This window comes from Paenibacillus sp. FSL P2-0136 (genome assembly GCF_037975325.1).
Classification (GTDB): Bacteria; Bacillota; Bacilli; order Paenibacillales; family Paenibacillaceae; genus Paenibacillus_AQ; species Paenibacillus_AQ silagei.
This window is the reverse complement of sequence record NZ_CP150244.1, coordinates 6,066,290-6,082,480: the sequence shown is the minus strand read 5'-3', so window position 1 is coordinate 6,082,480 and position 16,191 is coordinate 6,066,290. Positions and strand designations below refer to the sequence as shown.

Annotated in this window: 12 protein-coding genes; all 12 read left to right on the top strand. The window is 53.3% G+C overall.

The features are described from left to right. Nucleotides 1–21: 21 nt before the first annotated feature. The 12 genes from NYE26_RS25800 (at nucleotide 22) to NYE26_RS25745 (ending at nucleotide 15,973) form a co-directional block, all read left to right on the top strand. Nucleotides 22–1,584, top strand: a complete 1,563-nt coding sequence (locus tag NYE26_RS25800; RefSeq protein ID WP_339251142.1) for an ABC transporter ATP-binding protein — start codon at nucleotides 22–24, stop codon at nucleotides 1,582–1,584. Further along, nucleotides 1,577–2,623 carry an ABC transporter permease gene (locus tag NYE26_RS25795; RefSeq protein ID WP_036731087.1) on the top strand — a complete coding sequence of 349 codons (1,047 nt, stop codon included), beginning with the start codon at nucleotides 1,577–1,579 and terminating at the stop codon, nucleotides 2,621–2,623. The genes NYE26_RS25800 and NYE26_RS25795 overlap by 8 nt, the downstream gene beginning before the upstream one ends. Then, entirely contained in the window at nucleotides 2,620–3,558 is a 939-nt protein-coding gene (locus NYE26_RS25790; protein ID WP_339251140.1) for an ABC transporter permease, read from the top strand. The genes NYE26_RS25795 and NYE26_RS25790 overlap by 4 nt, the downstream gene beginning before the upstream one ends. A gap of 171 nt (nucleotides 3,559–3,729) precedes the next feature. Beyond that, nucleotides 3,730–4,686, top strand: coding sequence for a nucleoside hydrolase (locus NYE26_RS25785; protein WP_339251138.1), 957 nt, complete (start codon nucleotides 3,730–3,732; stop codon nucleotides 4,684–4,686). 3 nt (nucleotides 4,687–4,689) lie between these two features. Then, the gene (locus NYE26_RS25780) at nucleotides 4,690–6,093 is read left to right on the top strand and encodes an ADP-ribosylglycohydrolase family protein (protein WP_339251136.1); all 1,404 of its coding nucleotides are present in this window, start codon (nucleotides 4,690–4,692) and stop codon (nucleotides 6,091–6,093) included. 178 nt (nucleotides 6,094–6,271) lie between these two features. Then, the gene (locus NYE26_RS25775; protein ID WP_339251134.1) at nucleotides 6,272–6,715 is read left to right on the top strand and encodes a hypothetical protein; all 444 of its coding nucleotides are present in this window, start codon (nucleotides 6,272–6,274) and stop codon (nucleotides 6,713–6,715) included. A gap of 227 nt (nucleotides 6,716–6,942) precedes the next feature. Next, nucleotides 6,943–8,490 carry a response regulator transcription factor gene (locus NYE26_RS25770; RefSeq protein ID WP_339251132.1) on the top strand — a complete coding sequence of 516 codons (1,548 nt, stop codon included), beginning with the start codon at nucleotides 6,943–6,945 and terminating at the stop codon, nucleotides 8,488–8,490. 268 nt (nucleotides 8,491–8,758) lie between these two features. Then, entirely contained in the window at nucleotides 8,759–10,582 is a 1,824-nt protein-coding gene (locus NYE26_RS25765; protein WP_339251130.1) for a histidine kinase, read from the top strand. Between the two features lie 3 nt (nucleotides 10,583–10,585). Then, nucleotides 10,586–12,133, top strand: coding sequence for a response regulator (locus NYE26_RS25760; protein WP_339251129.1), 1,548 nt, complete (start codon nucleotides 10,586–10,588; stop codon nucleotides 12,131–12,133). A gap of 112 nt (nucleotides 12,134–12,245) precedes the next feature. Further along, nucleotides 12,246–13,946 carry a sugar ABC transporter substrate-binding protein gene (locus NYE26_RS25755; RefSeq protein WP_339251127.1) on the top strand — a complete coding sequence of 567 codons (1,701 nt, stop codon included), beginning with the start codon at nucleotides 12,246–12,248 and terminating at the stop codon, nucleotides 13,944–13,946. 90 nt (nucleotides 13,947–14,036) lie between these two features. Then, nucleotides 14,037–15,011, top strand: coding sequence for an ABC transporter permease subunit (locus NYE26_RS25750; protein WP_209878954.1), 975 nt, complete (start codon nucleotides 14,037–14,039; stop codon nucleotides 15,009–15,011). Continuing rightward, complete coding sequence (locus tag NYE26_RS25745; protein WP_339251124.1) at nucleotides 15,011–15,973, top strand: carbohydrate ABC transporter permease; 963 nt, start codon at nucleotides 15,011–15,013, stop codon at nucleotides 15,971–15,973. The genes NYE26_RS25750 and NYE26_RS25745 overlap by 1 nt, the downstream gene beginning before the upstream one ends. Nucleotides 15,974–16,191: the final 218 nt, after the last annotated feature.

The window sequence follows — 16,191 nt, the reverse complement described above, 5'->3', positions numbered from 1 at the left end:
GTTGAAAGGCGTTGATGACCCATGGCAAATGCTCTGCTGGAAATGCGGGGAATCACCAAAGTGTATCCGAACGGTGTGGTTGCCAACAAGGACGTTGAGTTCTCCCTGCGCGAAGGCGAGATCCATGCGATTGCGGGTGAGAACGGAGCCGGTAAATCGACTCTGATGAAAATTATGTTCGGAATGGAGAGCCCAAGCGAAGGCGGGCTCTACATCCGGGGAGAACAAGTGAAGCTGCAGTCCCCGCAGGACGCGATTGATCGCGGTATCGGGATGGTGCATCAGCATTTCATGCTGGTGCCTTCTTTTACGGTGGCGGAGAATATGGTGCTCGGTATGGAGCCGAAGAAGGGCGTTGGCTTCAATTATGCAGAGGCCGTACGCCTGACTGAAGCAACTGCACGTAAATATAATCTCTCAGTGAATGCCAAGGCGAAGGTGGAGGACCTAAGTGTCGGCATGAAGCAGAAGGTGGAAATTCTGAAGGCGCTGGTGCGCGGGGCCAAGATTCTCATTCTCGATGAGCCAACGGCAGTGCTGACTCCGCAGGAGACGGAGGAGCTGTTCCATGAGCTGCAGCAGCTTAAGGAGCAGGGACACACGATTGTGTTCATCTCGCACAAGCTGAAGGAGGTCAAAGCCATCTGTGACCGGATTACCATCATGCGCGGCGGCCGGAGTGAAGGCGTCTTCGATACTAAGGAAGTAACAGAGCAGGAGATCTCGCGGCTGATGGTTGGACGGGATGTGGTGCTAAAGTATGACAAAAGCGATCTTCCCTACGGCAAGCCGGTGCTTGCGGTGGAAGGGCTGAGCGTCTCAGACAGCCAGGGCAAAGCGCTGCTCTCCGAGATCAGCTTCTCGGTCCGTGAAGGTCAGATTGTCGGCATCGCCGGCGTTGAAGGGAACGGACAGACGCAGCTGATCGAGGCACTGACCGGTGGCCTGCGCGGGGTTGGCGGCAGCGGGTCGGTACAGGTGAAGGGGAAGGATATCCGTGAGCTGGATATTCTGGACATCCGCAACCTGGGGGTATCCTATATCCCTGAGGACCGGATGCGCCAGGGCTCTGCCGGAGATGCAAGCATTGCCGACAATCTGATCTCCACGCGCTACCGTCAGAAGGATATGAATAAAGGGCCTTTCCTGCACGGGTCAAGAATTGCTGCGCTGGCCTCTGCGCTGGTGGAGGAATTCAAGGTGCGCTGCTCCGGCCCGCAGCAGCCGATCGGCATGCTGTCCGGCGGTAACATGCAGAAGGTAGTCGTAGCCAGGGAGTGTTCCACGAATCCGCAGCTGCTGATCGCCGAGCAGCCGACCCGGGGCGTTGATATCGGGGCTGCCCAGTTCATTCACCAGAAGCTGCTGGAGCTGCGCTCGGCGAACTGTGCCACGCTGCTGGTATCAGCGGATTTGAATGAAATTCTGGAGCTGAGCGACAGTCTTCTCGTGATGTATGAGGGCCAGATTGTTGCCTATTTCGATAATCCGTCAGCAGTCGGTGAGGAAGAGCTGGGGCTCTACATGCTGGGAATTAACCGGCAGGACAAAGAGCAGACCGGGAGGGCCGCAAATCATGTTTAAAGTCAAATATTTCGAGGCGATCCGCACAGCGGCGGTCATCGTCATTGCACTTATTATCGCGTTCCTGATTATCTCGCTGGTCAGTGATCACCCGGTGAAGACGATCGGAATCTTCCTCTGGGAGCCGTTGTCCACGAAGGGCCATATCGGCAACGTCATTGAGATGGCGATTCCGCTGATGTTCACTGGTCTTGCGGTCTCCCTGCTGTTCCGGGCCAATATGTTCAACCTGGGAGCGGAGGGGATCTTCTATTTCTCCGGTGTCGTGACTACTGCGCTGGCGATTCATCTCAGCCTGAACAGCTGGTTCCATCCGGTAGTGGCGATTCTTGCGGGCTCGATCGTAGGGGCACTGCTCTCAGCCATCCCCGGTATTCTCAAAGCGAAGTGGAACGCCAATGAGCTGGTAACCTCGCTGATGTTCAATAACATCCTGTTTGGGGTGGGGCTGTACCTGCTGAACTATCATCTGCGGGATGCCAAGGCCTTTGCCAACGTTTCTTTTAAATTCGAGAAAACGGCCCAGCTCAGCAAGCTGTTTGCAGGGACGCGGATTCACACCGGACTTATTATTGTGCTGGTGCTTATTGTGCTGGCCCACCTGTTCCTGTACCGGACCAAATGGGGCTATGAGCTGCGGATGACCGGGGTTAACCGCGACTTCGCCCGTTATTCAGGCATGAAGACGGCAAAGGTGATCATTCTGGTCCATCTGATCGCCGGGTTCATTGCCGGTATGGGCGGCTCGGTGGAAGTGCTCGGGATGTACAGCCGGTTTCAGTGGACCTCCTTGCCGGGCTACGGTATGGATGGTGCTCTGGTGGCCATGCTGGCCAAGAATAATCCGTTCTCCGTCATTGTCTCGGCGCTCTTCCTGGCCTATATCCGCATTGGCGCCGATATGATGTCGCGCCTCTCCGATGTGCCGTCCGAGATGATCTCGATCATTCAGGCTGTCATTATTCTGCTGATATCCGCTGAGCAGTTCCTTAAGTTCTGGAAGAACCGCATGCTGCTGAAGGAGGCGAAGGAAGCATGAACAGTCTGCTGAATGTCATTCTGACGACGGATTTTGCCTTCTCTGTCCTGCGTGTAACCACGCCGATTCTGTTCGCTGCACTGGGGGCGCTGATCTCCAACCGTGCCGGAATCATCAACATCGGGATGGAAGGGATCATGCTGGTCTCGGCGCTGGCCGGGGTTATTGTGAGCGCCTATACGCAGAGCGCCTGGGTGGGATTGCTTGGGGCGGTGCTGTCGGGAACGCTGATTGCGGGCATTTTGGCTTTTTTCACCTTAAAGTTCAAGACCCACATTATTCTCGGCGGGGTGGCGATCAATATGTTCGCTTCCGGCGGTACGGTATTTATTCTGTATCTGCTGAGCGGTGACAAAGGCTCTTCCACCTCCTTGGCGAGTAAAGTGCTGCCGAGTATAGATATTCCGCTCCTGCAGGATATTCCAGTGCTGGGCCCGATCCTGTCGGGGCACCACATTCTGACGTATTTCTCTATACTGTCGGTACTCGTAGTCTATTATTTGCTCAACCGTACACCGCTGGGGCTGCGTATCCGCTCTGTAGGCGAGAATCCGCATGCGGCCCAATCGGTGGGCGTCAGTGTGGTCCGTATCCAGTACAGCGCGCTGCTGCTCAGCGGCTTCTTCGCCAGTCTGGGCGGAGCCTATATGTCGATGGGCTACTTGTCGCTGTTCACCCGCGATATGATCGCCGGCCGGGGCTGGATTGCCATCGCCGCTGAATCCATGGGCCGGAGTACCACCGTGGGCACAGCGCTGACCTCGCTGCTCTTCGGCGCAGCTGACGCGTTATCCAATGCCCTGCAGGTGCTGAAGATTCCGGCGGAGCTGATCGCTACGCTGCCTTATGTGGCAACGGTGATCGGTCTGATCATCTACGCAATCTCGGAGACACGGAAGAAGAATAAGAAGCTGAAGGCTACTATTACGAAATAAACCAGGTAGATAAGACGCACGAAAGAAATTAACGAAAAGCAAAAAGAAGCGGTCTGGTGACAACAGCGGCCGAAAGTCCAAATGTTCACCGCAGCGACGACCAAGCTTCAAGTTCAACTCTTTAGTGCGTCTTATCTAGCCACTCACAACTAACCTAAGGGAGCGACAACGATGCCAACACCTATCATTATTGACTGCGATCCGGGGCATGACGACGCGATTGCCATTCTGCTTGCGCTGGCACATCCGGGAGAGCTGGATATCCGGGGGATTACAACCGTTGGCGGCAACCAGATTCTGGATAAAATTACCGACAATGCCCTCAAGATTCTCAGCTTTGTAAATGCAGATATTCCGGTAGCCAAGGGCGCTGCGGCGCCGCTGCTGGGCAAGCTTGTTACCGGAGAGGAAGCCCACGGGGAGTCAGGCATGGATGGCCCGGCGCTACCGGCGAGCAAGTTCAAGCCCGTAGAGCAGGGGGCAGTAGAATTCATGCTGGAGATTATCCGCGCCTCGGAAGAGAAGATCACTCTGGTGCCTACCGCCCCGCTGACGAATATCGCCCTGCTGATTACGGCCTACCCGGAAGTGAAGGAGCGGATCGAGAAGATCTCCCTGATGGGCGGCGGACTGGCTTACGGCAATGTGACCCGGACAGCGGAGTTCAATATTTATGTAGACCCGGAGGCGGCGCGGATCGTTTTCGAATCCGGCATTCCGATTGTCATGAGCGGATTGGATGTGACAGATAAAGCGGCGATCTTCGAAGAGGAGATTCAGGAGCTGAAGACGCGCGGTCCCGTGTCCGTCATGGTCGGTGAGCTGCTGGATTTCTATTCGATCTACGGGAAGAAAATGGGCTTTGTCGGCAATGCGCTGCATGACCCTTGCGCCATTGCCTGGCTGCTGCACCCGGAGCTGTTCGAATCCGAGCACCTGTATGTAACCGTAGAGACCGAAGGCAAGCTTACCCGCGGCATGACTGTGGCGGACCGCCGCAAGAAGCCGGACCAGCCTGCGAATACGGAGGTACTCCTTGGTGTAGACCGCGAAGCCTTCATGAAGCTGCTGTTCGATTCGTTGGAACGGTTAGACCGGCAGCTGGGGTCTCCGGCAGGAGAATCCTAGCGGATGGCGGGCTGGGAACGTCTGCAGGAGACGGTAAGGTTCGAGCTGCAGCAGCGGATCGAGGAAGGCTGCCAGCCGGGCAGTCTGGCGGAGAAGCTGGATGCGGCCGGGAGCGATGAGGACAAGCTGATGGAGGTCTACCGGGAGCTGATGGCACTTCCAGTATCCGCTGATTTTCCTTATAAGGAGCCTTCGGATCTGACGGGGATCCGGCAGCTCCGTCCGGAAGGTCCGCGCAAGCTTGCGGTGGACTGGACGCCGGACCAGTGGCGAGACAGGTTCTACGGGGCCTGGCTCGGGCGGAGTGTCGGCTGCGCGCTGGGCAAGCCGTTGGAATATTGGGACTACCTGTACGGGAAGGATGGCCGAACCGGCTGGGAGAATATCGAGCTGTGGTTCCGCGGTGCGGATGCCTGGCCGATTACAGGCTATACTCCTGAGTATTCCACGGCACGCGAGGAATACGGCCTCGGCTTAAGCGACTGGTCATTCACCAGCACGCGTGAGAAGATCAGCTACATGGAGAGCGATGATGATATCCGTTATACCGTGCTTGGCCTGATGCTGCTGGAGCAAAAAGGGCTGAACTGGGATTCCTGGGATATCGGCAAGCTGTGGCACGGGCATCTGACCTATAGTCAGGTCTGCACGGCCGAAACGCAGAGCTATATGAACTTTGCTCAGGAGACCTCCCATCTGCACGGGGAGAAGCCGGCGGATTGGCCGCTGCGGCAGGAGCGGGTACGGATGCATCTGAATCCGTACCGGGAATGGATCGGTGCGGCGATCCGCGCGGATGCCCTGGCTTATGGAGCGGCCGGACATCCCGAATTAGCGGCAGAGCTGGGCTGGCGGGATGCCTCCTTCTCGCATGTGAAGAACGGGATCTACGGCGAGATGTTCAATGCAGCAATGATCTCAGCAGCTTTCGCAGGCCTCAGCAATCAGGAGATTGTCCAGATCGGCCTGAGTGAGATTCCGCAGACGAGCAGATTGGCTAAAGATGTGCTGCGGGGAGTTGAAATTGCACAGCAGGCAGGCAGTGAGCGTGAGCTGGTCAGCACCCTCTGGAACGAGTTCAGCCATTACGACCCGGTGCATACGAACAACAACGCTGCTATTGTGGCGGCCTCGCTGATCTACGGCGGCGATGACTTCGAGAAAGCAGTGGTCACCTCGGTCGCGGCCGGGATGGATACGGACTGCAACGGCGCGACCGTTGGCTCTATTATGGGAGCGAAGTTGGGTGCTGCCAAGCTGCCGGTCCAATGGACCGCACCGCTGAACGACCTGCTGTATGCGGATCTGCCGGGCTTCCACCCGATCGCCATCTCTGAGGTCGCGGAGCGGAGCTATCAGGTGTTCCTGAAGCTGCGGGCGGAGCTGGGGGAAGCGAAACAGGGATAATACAGATACTAATTATATTTGAGCGCTTTTTATGAAGTCGCCCCGCACTGGATGTTTTCAGGTGAAAACATCCGGTGCGGTTGGGCGGCTTTTTTGTTGATTAGGAAATTGTGATTTGCGTCCGATATGGATAAGTTGTGCATAAAGTTGGGGGTAAGTGTCTTGGAGCATCGGCAGGATGACTATATTCTGGATCAGTAATAGGAATGACTTCTCTGATTTCACCGAACAGCCGGATATGGTCGAAAAACCGATCACATTCGGTGCGGCAGAGGCGTGTGGGCCGGATATGGTCGAAAAACCGACCACATTCGGTTCGGCAGAGGCGAGTGGGCCGGATATGGTCGAAAAACCGACTACATTCGGTGCGGCAGAGGCGTGTGGGCCGGATATGGTCGAAAAACCGACCACATTCGGTGCGGCAGAGGCGTGTGGGCCGGATATGGTCGAAAAACCGACCACATTCGGTGCGGCAGAGGCGTGTGGGCCGAATGTGGTCGAAAAACCGACTACATTCGGTGCGGCAGAGGCGTGTGGGCCGGATATGGTCGAAAAACCGATCACAATGGGGATGCCGCAGGCATTTTGTTCTCGTATGGAAAGGAAAGTTTGCCGAATGTAGGTGAAAAACCGATTACAATATGCCGCTAAGAAGGTAAGTTGATAACAGAGAAGTCCGCAGCCATGCCACACAGGCTGCGTTCTTCCCTGTTTGTGCTGAATAAGTAATGCTAGATAAGGGCATGACATCCGCTCAAGTTAACATTCACATGATTGAACTTGTATGTTAGCATTACTTGTAATTCTATTACTTACCAAATTTTGATTATTGAGATGGGAGCGGAGCTCATGCTGAAAGTCATGATTGTGGACGATGAACCCTGGGTTCTGGAAGGACTCCGGACGATGGTGAACTGGGAGAAAGCCGGATTCGAGGTATGCGCTGAAGCGCTTAGTGCCGGGGAGGCCCTGCGGCTGATCCGGGAGCACAGGCCGGATCTGCTGCTGACGGATATCAATCTTCCGGTGATGAGCGGCTTGGAGCTGATTGCGGCGGTGAAGGAAACGGTAGACCCGCCGCCCCGGTTCGTGATCCTGAGCGGATATGACGATTTCAACTATGCCCGGACTGCGCTGCGCCACAAGGTGGACGGCTACCTGCTGAAGCCGGTGGATGATGAGGAGATCGAGGAACTGCTCGGGAAGATCCGAGCTATTATCCATTATGAAACCGCTTCCAGACTAAAGGAACGGAAGAAGCATAATATTCTGGTGCATAATCTGATCAGCCGTTGTGTCCAGGGGGATTGGAGTCAGGAGCTGGAACACGCCGCCTCCGGTCTGCTGGGGCTTCAGCCTGATACAGAGCTGCAATGCATTCTTGCTGCTGCCATTTCAGGTTCAGGTACGGTGAGCCTGAATGAAGGGGATACCGAAGGCTTCCCGGATCACCTGGGCTATGTGTTCCAGGACCCGGCCGGAAGGGCCGGGCTTCTGATTCGCTCAGCCGGACTGTCCACGGAAGCGCTGGAGGCAGCAGCCGCTCAGGTGCAGAAGGTGCAGTCAGCGAAGCTGGGGGTGCCGGTGGCTGTAATGATCAGCGGCCGGGGGCAAGGCCTGCGCGCGGTCCAGGAGCTGTACACCCAGACGCTTGAGGTCTGGGGGCTTAAATACCGGAAGGAGCGGGGCGGGATTTTCTACTACTACGACCTGCGTACGGCCCGCTTGACTCCCGAATTCACTGACGGGCATTTTACGCGTGTGTTGGATGAGGTGAAGGAAGGCGTGCCTGAGAGAATCCGGGCCGCTGCCAGGGAAGCATTCGCAGCCATTACCGCCAAGAGGGTGAGTATTGACGCTGCACAGGCTGAGGTAGCCCATCTGGAGATGACCTTATGCCGGAGTATTGCTGAGATGCAGGGAGACCCCGACCAGATTATGTGTGCGATGCACAAGGAGTACGGCAACTTGGGCGGGCTCAGGGACTATTACAAGCTCAGCCTGTATGTGGACCGGCTCTGCCTGGAGACCGCAGCGTACCTCAACGAGCTGCGGGCCCATAACGAGGGGAACACCATCTATAATGTTATTCAATATGTAGATCTGGAATTCCGCAGCAAGCTGCAGCTCCAGGATCTCGCCAGGCAGTTCCACATGAATTCTGCCTATCTGGGCCAGTTGTTCCGCAAGGAGACGGGGCGTAGCTTCAGCGATTATCTGAATGAGAAGCGGATCGAAGCGGCCAAAAGCCTGCTCAAGCGCACCCAGCTTAAGATATCGGATATTGCGGTGCAGGTGGGCTTTTCCAATACCGATTATTTCATCGATAAGTTCAAGAATAAGGTGGGTTCATCACCTTCGGTGTACAAGAATGCCCACAACAATAAACAGCTCTAAAATAACCCCACAAAGTGAGGCGTTGGCTTCGAAGGTTACTCAGATACTTTGCGGGGACCCCGAAAACATATAAATTCTATAATGATAAAATAACCCCACAAAGTGGGGCTGTGGCTTCGAAGGTTACTCAGATACTTTGCGGGGACCCCGAAATCTAAAGTAACCCCACAAAGTGGGGCTGTGGCTTCGAAGGTTACTCAGGTACTTTGCGGGGACCCCGAAAACATATAAATTCTATAATGATAGGAAAGCCGGGTGTGTGTGAGGGATGGCGACAAAACGGTTTAAATTCGGCACCATCGTCAATGATATTCCGCTAAGCTACAAGTTCTATCTCATCTACATTGTGGGTGTGCTCCTGCCGATCATGGTGCTGAATCTGGTATTCCTGGAGCGGATTACAGATCTCATCAAATCGCGGGAGCAGCAGAATCTGGAGATTTCCATGGAGCGGGCGCGGAAGGACATCCATGATTTTATTGAAGGGGGAGTCTCTGTCGGCTACACGCTGGCTGCGGATAAGAATCTGTACGAGATGCTGGACCGGACCTATACGGACTCTATCGAATTCTACAGTATGTTCAACGAACAATTGAGAGACCGGATGAACAGCTATATGCCTGTCAATAACCAGCTGGAACGAATCAGTATATTCACGAACAACCAGACGGTTGTATCCGGGGGGAATTATCAGGTAATGAACGATAAAGTATGGTTCAGTGACTGGTACCGGCAGGCCAAGAAGGCCACTACCCAGGTCTATGTTGCTGCTTACCGGATCATGGAGAACAAGAATCTGGCTTCATCCACCCCGACGCTCAGCATTATTGAGACCATGGACAATTACCGTAATCTGAACAACTATGAGAAGGTGCTGCGGATCGATCTGGACCTTAGTGAGATCTATGACATTATCGTCCGGGAACGGGATTACCTGAGCCTCTATCTGATCAATGGGGAGAACAAGATCGTGATGTCAGCGGACAGCGGCTATCAGCATATTACGGATGATCCCTATCCGGTATTCGATCAGTGGGGGGACAGCCAGGACGAGAGCGAGGGGGTTCGGGTAATGGCTGTAGGGACGGCAAATTATCTCAAAGGCTGGCGGATTGTCGGAATTACGCAGGGGGAGCGGATCTCCCAGGCGGTTCTCGATATCCGGCTGTACGCAGCGGGCCTAGCCACCACGCTTACTCTTTTGACCAGTATATTCATATATATCATGCTGCGCTCCTACAACTACCGGGTGAAACGGCTGTCCCGGCATATGCAGAAGGTGACGAACGAGAAGTTCGAGCTGATCGCCATCGATGAGGGCCGGGATGAGATTGGCGGGCTAATCCACAATTTTAACCGGATGACCTCCAGAATCCACTCCCTGATCAACGATGTGTACAAGCTGGAGATCCAGAGCAAGAACCTGGAGATGGAGCGCGTCAGGGCGGAGCTGAATTTCCTGCAGAGCCAGATGAACCCCCACTTCCTGTTCAACACGCTGAATGCGATTCTGGTGGTCTGCACCAAGAACAAATATAACGATGTCACCGATATTATAAAAAGCTTGTCGAAGCTGCTGCGCAGACTATTGAGCTGGAAGGAGGATTTGGTGCCGGTGCGCGAGGAGATCGCATTTATCGACATGTATCTGAGGATTGAGAAATTCAGGTTCAGGGATAAATTCGATTATACCTTTGAGATCGATGAGCAGTCCCTGGATTATAAAATACCGAAGCTGAGTATGCAGCCGCTGGTCGAGAATTCCTGCAAGCATGGCCTGCAGACGATTGAGGGGCTGGGCGTAATCAAAGTGGCTGCGGTCGTGCTGGATAACAGGCTGCAGATTACAGTATCCGACAATGGTAAGGGCATGGAGTCGGAGAAGCTGAAGGAGCTGATGTTCGCGGTTCGCAAGGAGGATTACTCGGGCACCCACATCGGGATTCGCAATGTATACCGCAGACTGGAGCTGAATTACGCAGATCAGGTGCGCTTCGAGATATCCAGTACGCCGGATCAGGGAACCGTAGTGACCTTTGGCATTCCCCTGAAGCTGCTTGAGAAGAATTATTCCCTGGAAAGAGAGGTATAGACGATGAAATACAAAGTTCTATTAATCGATGACGAGCCTAGCGCTCTGGAAGGTATGGAGATGTGGATCGATTGGCAGGAGCTGGGCTTCGAGCTGTGCGGAACCTGCGGCAACGGCCGGGAGGGGCTGCAGATGATGAAACAGCATCAGCCGGATCTGGTCATTACCGATATCCATATGCCGCTGATGAATGGTTTGGAGATGATTGGGGAGTGGCGGCAGGAAGGGACGGATTCGACCAAGTTCGTCATTCTGAGCGGCTACAGTGAGTTCGAATATGCCCGCACAGCCATCAGTTACGGAATCAATCACTATCTGCTGAAGCCGGTTTTCCCGGAGGAGGCTACCGAGGAGCTGCGGGAGATCCGCCTGGAGCTGGAGCAGGAGGCGAACCGCAGAAGAATCCATGAGACCGCTTCCGGGGAAGAGGCGGCAACCTTAATCAAGGGGCTGTTATATGGCAAAAAGGGAGAACCCGAGCTTATGGAATGGCTGGAGACTCTGCCCGGCTTCAAGGAAAGCACTTCCTGGAACATCTGCCTGATCCGGACAGTCCCGGAGTTGTATACAGAGGTGAGGAGCCGTACAGTCTCCCTGCTGACCGGATATAAAGCATTGGTAACGATGGATCTGGAGGCGGGATTGCTCGGGATCGTGTACGGCATGACGGAAGGCAGCGGGGACGCTGCCGGAATAGCTGAAGTGCTGGTTACCCTGCTGCGCGAGTACGGGGGAGAGAATATCCACATCGCTCTGGGAACCCCCGAAGACTCCTTAGTGTCCATAGAGGGCAGTTATGGCCGGGCCAAAGAGACTCTTTTACATTTCTTTTACGAGCCGGAGCAGGCAGGGGTGCTGGCTTACAGCGCGGTGCAGGACAAGCCCTTCAGTTATCACTATGACCACATCGGGCTGATGGATGCTCTGCTGGACTGCGTGAATCTCCTGGACGCGGATGGTTACCGAGAGGCACTGGAGGCAGCGGCCCGCAGCTTCCGGGAACAGCAGGTGGCGCCGGAGGTGGTGCGCAAATTCGTAATCCACCTCATGTACCGGATATTCGCACTCGCACCCGGGGCAGAAGCCGCAGGCGAAGAGGGCGGAGTGGCCTCGGGTGTTGAGGTATCAGAGATTCAGCAGGCGATGACCCCGCTGAGCGGGCTGCTCAGCCGCTTATTGTCCTACGGCGGGAAGGCCATAGATCTGCTGGTGCAAGAGCAGAATTATAAGTCGCATGGGATTGTCCGGGAGATCAACCAGTACATCGGGGAGCATTATCAGGAGAGTCTGAGCATTCAGAAGCTGGCCGAGATCTTCTTCCTGCATCCGGTATACCTGGGGCAATTATTGATTAAGAAGAACGGGATGACCTTCAATGAGCAGCTGCATCATCTGCGGATTCAGGCTGCGGCTGAGCTCCTGCGCGGGAGCAGGCTGAAGCTCTCAGAGATTGCCGAACGTGTCGGTTATGCCAATTATGGACAGTTTCTGAAGCGGTTCGAGAAGGAGCTGCACATGGGCCCGAATGAGTACCGGCATGCCAAGTTCTAAAATTTTCGGGGGTACACCTTTAGTTCGGTCGTATTTTAGCGGATAGTTCACCTCTATAATTTACTTGTGTAAGTGCTTACAAATTAAAGACAAACACTATGGAGGTGCTTTAATGGGGGGCAAGTCGAAAATGACGTTTAAGTATTCCCTGGTTGCGCTATTAACCCTTAGCTTCGCACTGTCAGGCTGCGGCGGGGGCAACGACAAGAATGCTGCTACAACTGACAAAGCAAAGGCGACTACAACAGCGGATTCTGCTTCAGCTAACACGGGAGGAAAGGTTGAACCGTTCAAGGTTAGCGCATTTATCGGGGTAGCCGGGCAACAGCCGACACCGGACAACAAGATCTACAAGAAGATCAAAGAGGAGACCGGTGCCAGCTTCGATATGGAATTCCTGGCAGGTGATATTAACCAGAAGCTGGGCGTTATGATTGCAGGCCAGGATTATCCGGACCTTATGACCGGGAGCACCAAGCTTACAGCAGCAGGGGCTTATATCCCGCTTGAAGACCTGATCGAAGAGCATGCGCCGAATTTGAAAGCGCATTATGCAGAATATTGGAACATGATGAAGGACCCGAATGACGGACATATTTATATTTTGCCTAACTACGGTGTATATAACGGTAAGGTCAACAGCTCATGGTATTCAGGACCGGCCTTCTGGATTCAAAAAGCAGTGCTTAAGGAATTCAACTATCCGAAGGTTAAGACACTGGATCAGTACTTTGACCTGATTGAGCAATATAAAGCAAAGTATCCCAAAATCGACGGAAGCCCGACCATCGGGTTCGAAATTCTGAACTATGACTGGAAAAACTGGGGGCTGTTCAACGCACCTCAGCATCTGATCGGACATCCGAATGATGGCGGCGTAGTCGTGAAGGACGGCGTGGCCGAGGTATTTGCCAATAAGGATTATGCCAAGAAGTACTATCAGAAGCTGAACGAGATGAACGAGAAGGGCATTATCGACAAAGAAACCTTTGTGCAGAACTACGACCAGTATATGGCAAAGCTGTCCAGCGGAACCGTTCTGGGGATGTTCGACCAGCACTGGAACTTCAACGCTGCTGAGGATTCACTGACGACTCAGAATAAAATTGAACGCACTTATGTAGGTCTTCCGCTGGTATACGATGAGTCGACCAAAGACCACTACCGCGATCTTGCGGTGCTCAATCTTAACAATGGCTTCGGCATCAGCATTAATGCCAAAGATCCGGTGAAGATTATCAAGCTGCTCGACACCCTGATGGATGAGAAGTGGCAGAAGCTGTTCTCCTGGGGTGTAGAAGGCGAGGATTATATTGTTGAGAACGGCAGATTCATGAGAACCCAGAAGCAGCGTGATGATGCAGCCGATGCAACCTGGCAGCTGGCCAACAAGGCCAAATCATTGTTCGAATATCTGCCTAAGACCGAAGGAAGCTACAGCGACGGCAACTCCACGGATGCCGCTGCACAGCCGGAAGAATACAAAGCAGGTCTGAAGCCGTACGATAAGGAAGTTCTGGATGCCTATGGCTTCAATTCCTACGTGGACTTCTTCAGCGATCCGCCGCCAAATCCTGTGTATTATCCTGCCTGGTCCATCGACCTGATTGAAGGCTCGGATGCCAAAATCGCCAGTACCAAGCTAAATGAGCTGCAGACCAAGTTCCTGCCGAAAGCCATTCTTGCCAAGCCGGCCGAATTCGATTCCGTATGGACCGATTATACGGAACAGATCGAGAAAGCCAATGTGAAGGCTTACGAAGACAAGATCAATGAGCAGATTAAGTGGAGAATTGAGAACTGGAGTAAATAATGTAAGGTCTGGTACCGGGTTTTAGAAGGTGGAAGGCCGTCAACCGGCCTTCCGCCTTACATTAATTTGATGGAGTAGGAGACAACGAATATGGATGAGACCTTAGAAATAGATACTGGCGTCCGGCGTCCGAAGAAGAACAAGAAGAAAAAGCAGCCGATTACCTGGCGCGTGATTAAGAATCAACAACAGCTGATCTGGATGTCCGTGCCTTTAATGCTCTACATTATCCTTTTTGCCTACGTTCCTGTGTGGGGCTGGACCATGGCGTTCCAGAACTACAGACCGGCCAAGTCCTTCGGCGAGCAGGAATGGGTGGGACTGAAGCAGTTCAAGTTTTTGTTCACCGATGATAACTTCATTCGTGTCCTGCGCAATACGCTGGCCATGGGGGTTATCAATCTGATCCTCGGCTTCGTTACAGCCATCGTGCTGGCGCTGCTGCTTAACGAGATTAAGAAAGTATTCTGGAAAAGAACCGTGCAGACGATCTCCTATCTGCCCCATTTCCTGTCATGGATTATCGTTACCGGTATTGTGGCCACCTCGCTGTCCATCAATGACGGGATTGTAAATATCGTTCTGATGAAGCTGCATCTGATTAAAGAGCCGATTCTGTGGCTCAGTGAAGGCAAATATTTCTGGGGAATCGTAGGGGCTTCACATGTGTGGAAGGAAGTAGGCTGGAATACGATTATTTATCTGGCAGCCATCGCTTCCATTGACCCTGCCCTGTATGAGGCTGCCGAGATTGACGGAGCGAACCGTTACAAGAAAATGATGCACGTAACCCTGCCTGGCATCAAGGCAACCATTGTTATTCTGATGATTATGTCCATAGGACATGTGCTGGAAGCAGGCTTTGAAGTGCAGTACCTGCTCGGCAACGGACTGGTAGTAGACTGGGCCGAAACGATAGATATTTTCGTGCTTAAATACGGACTTGCACAAGGGAATTATTCACTCGCAACCGCTGGCGGGATTTTCAAAACGGTGGTCAGCGTGACATTGCTGCTTATGGCTAACGGGATTTCCAAGCGGCTTGGGGAAGAGAGGTTGTTATAATGGCGGATAACCGGCAGATTAGCCCTGGGCATAAAGCAGGCTTTACGGCGAAAAGAAACCTAGGCACCGGCAGACTTGAACCGTTTTTGTTCACTTCCTTCAATACGGTCTTCATGGTCTGTCTGGTGGTTGTGACTTTATATCCATTCATCAATACCATTGCTGTTTCATTTAATGAAGGAAATGATACGATCCGCGGCGGCATTTACTTATGGCCACGACAGTGGACCTTTCAGAATTACAAGGCGATTTTTGCTACCGGAACGATCTTTGATGCTTTCCTGATTTCAGTGGCACGTACAGTGATTTCTACATTGCTTAATATTTTTCTGACAACCATGCTGGCGTATACCTTAAGCCGCAGGGAGTACGTATTCCGTAAGTTTATTACTGTAGTCTTCGTGCTGACGATGTATTTCAGCGCAGGTCTGATCCCGAACTATTTCCTGATTAAGGACCTGGGCCTGCTGAACAGCTTCTGGGTCTATGTTATTCCATCGATGATCAGCGCGTTCAACATGATCGTCATCCGCACTTACATCGGGACTATACCGGAGAGTCTGATGGAATCGGCCAGAATCGACGGCGCCGGGGATTTCAAAATCTTCATGCGGGTCGTCTTCCCGCTCTGTAAGCCGGTGCTGGCGACCATTGCACTGTTCGTGGCGGTCGGAGCCTGGAATGCCTGGTTCGATGCTTTCATCTACACCTCCTCCAAGCAACATCTGAGTACACTGCAGTATGAGCTGATGAAGCTGCTGTCTTCAACGATGAACTCTAACGGGAACCCTACCGTAACCAACGGGGTGGGGATGGATCAGAATTCAGCACGGGCGATGGTCACGCCGATTTCGATCCGGGCAGCTATCACAGTGGTCGCCTCCGTACCTATACTGCTGGTGTATCCGTTCATGCAGAAGTATTTCGTAGTGGGTCTTAATGTCGGCAGTGTGAAAGAATAAGCGTTCAGAGCGAATAGACTTATGTATGCAAAATAGCAAAACGGGTGCAGTCCTACCAGGGACTGCACCCGTTTTTGTGGTACTATCCTGCTTCCCTTGAATAATCCCATAGAGCCGCGAGCATCCTTATAATGCTCTGCTCTTCCAAAGGCTTAGCAATCATTTTGAAAAAAATGATGACACAGCGGAAGAAATACCTTATTATTTAAAGAGATTTT

Excerpts from the sequence above, each read along its gene's own strand:
- NYE26_RS25800 (WP_339251142.1), top strand. The coding sequence starts at position 22 with ATGGCAAATGCTCTGCTGGAAATGCGGGGAATCACCAAAGTGTATCCG.
- NYE26_RS25795 (WP_036731087.1), top strand. The coding sequence starts at position 1,577 with ATGTTTAAAGTCAAATATTTCGAGGCGATCCGCACAGCGGCGGTCATC.
- NYE26_RS25790 (WP_339251140.1), top strand. The coding sequence starts at position 2,620 with ATGAACAGTCTGCTGAATGTCATTCTGACGACGGATTTTGCCTTCTCT.
- NYE26_RS25785 (WP_339251138.1), top strand. The coding sequence starts at position 3,730 with ATGCCAACACCTATCATTATTGACTGCGATCCGGGGCATGACGACGCG.
- NYE26_RS25780 (WP_339251136.1), top strand. The coding sequence starts at position 4,690 with ATGGCGGGCTGGGAACGTCTGCAGGAGACGGTAAGGTTCGAGCTGCAG.
- NYE26_RS25775 (WP_339251134.1), top strand. The coding sequence starts at position 6,272 with ATGACTATATTCTGGATCAGTAATAGGAATGACTTCTCTGATTTCACC.
- NYE26_RS25770 (WP_339251132.1), top strand. The coding sequence starts at position 6,943 with ATGCTGAAAGTCATGATTGTGGACGATGAACCCTGGGTTCTGGAAGGA.
- NYE26_RS25765 (WP_339251130.1), top strand. The coding sequence starts at position 8,759 with ATGGCGACAAAACGGTTTAAATTCGGCACCATCGTCAATGATATTCCG.
- NYE26_RS25760 (WP_339251129.1), top strand. The coding sequence starts at position 10,586 with ATGAAATACAAAGTTCTATTAATCGATGACGAGCCTAGCGCTCTGGAA.
- NYE26_RS25755 (WP_339251127.1), top strand. The coding sequence starts at position 12,246 with ATGGGGGGCAAGTCGAAAATGACGTTTAAGTATTCCCTGGTTGCGCTA.
- NYE26_RS25750 (WP_209878954.1), top strand. The coding sequence starts at position 14,037 with ATGGATGAGACCTTAGAAATAGATACTGGCGTCCGGCGTCCGAAGAAG.
- NYE26_RS25745 (WP_339251124.1), top strand. The coding sequence starts at position 15,011 with ATGGCGGATAACCGGCAGATTAGCCCTGGGCATAAAGCAGGCTTTACG.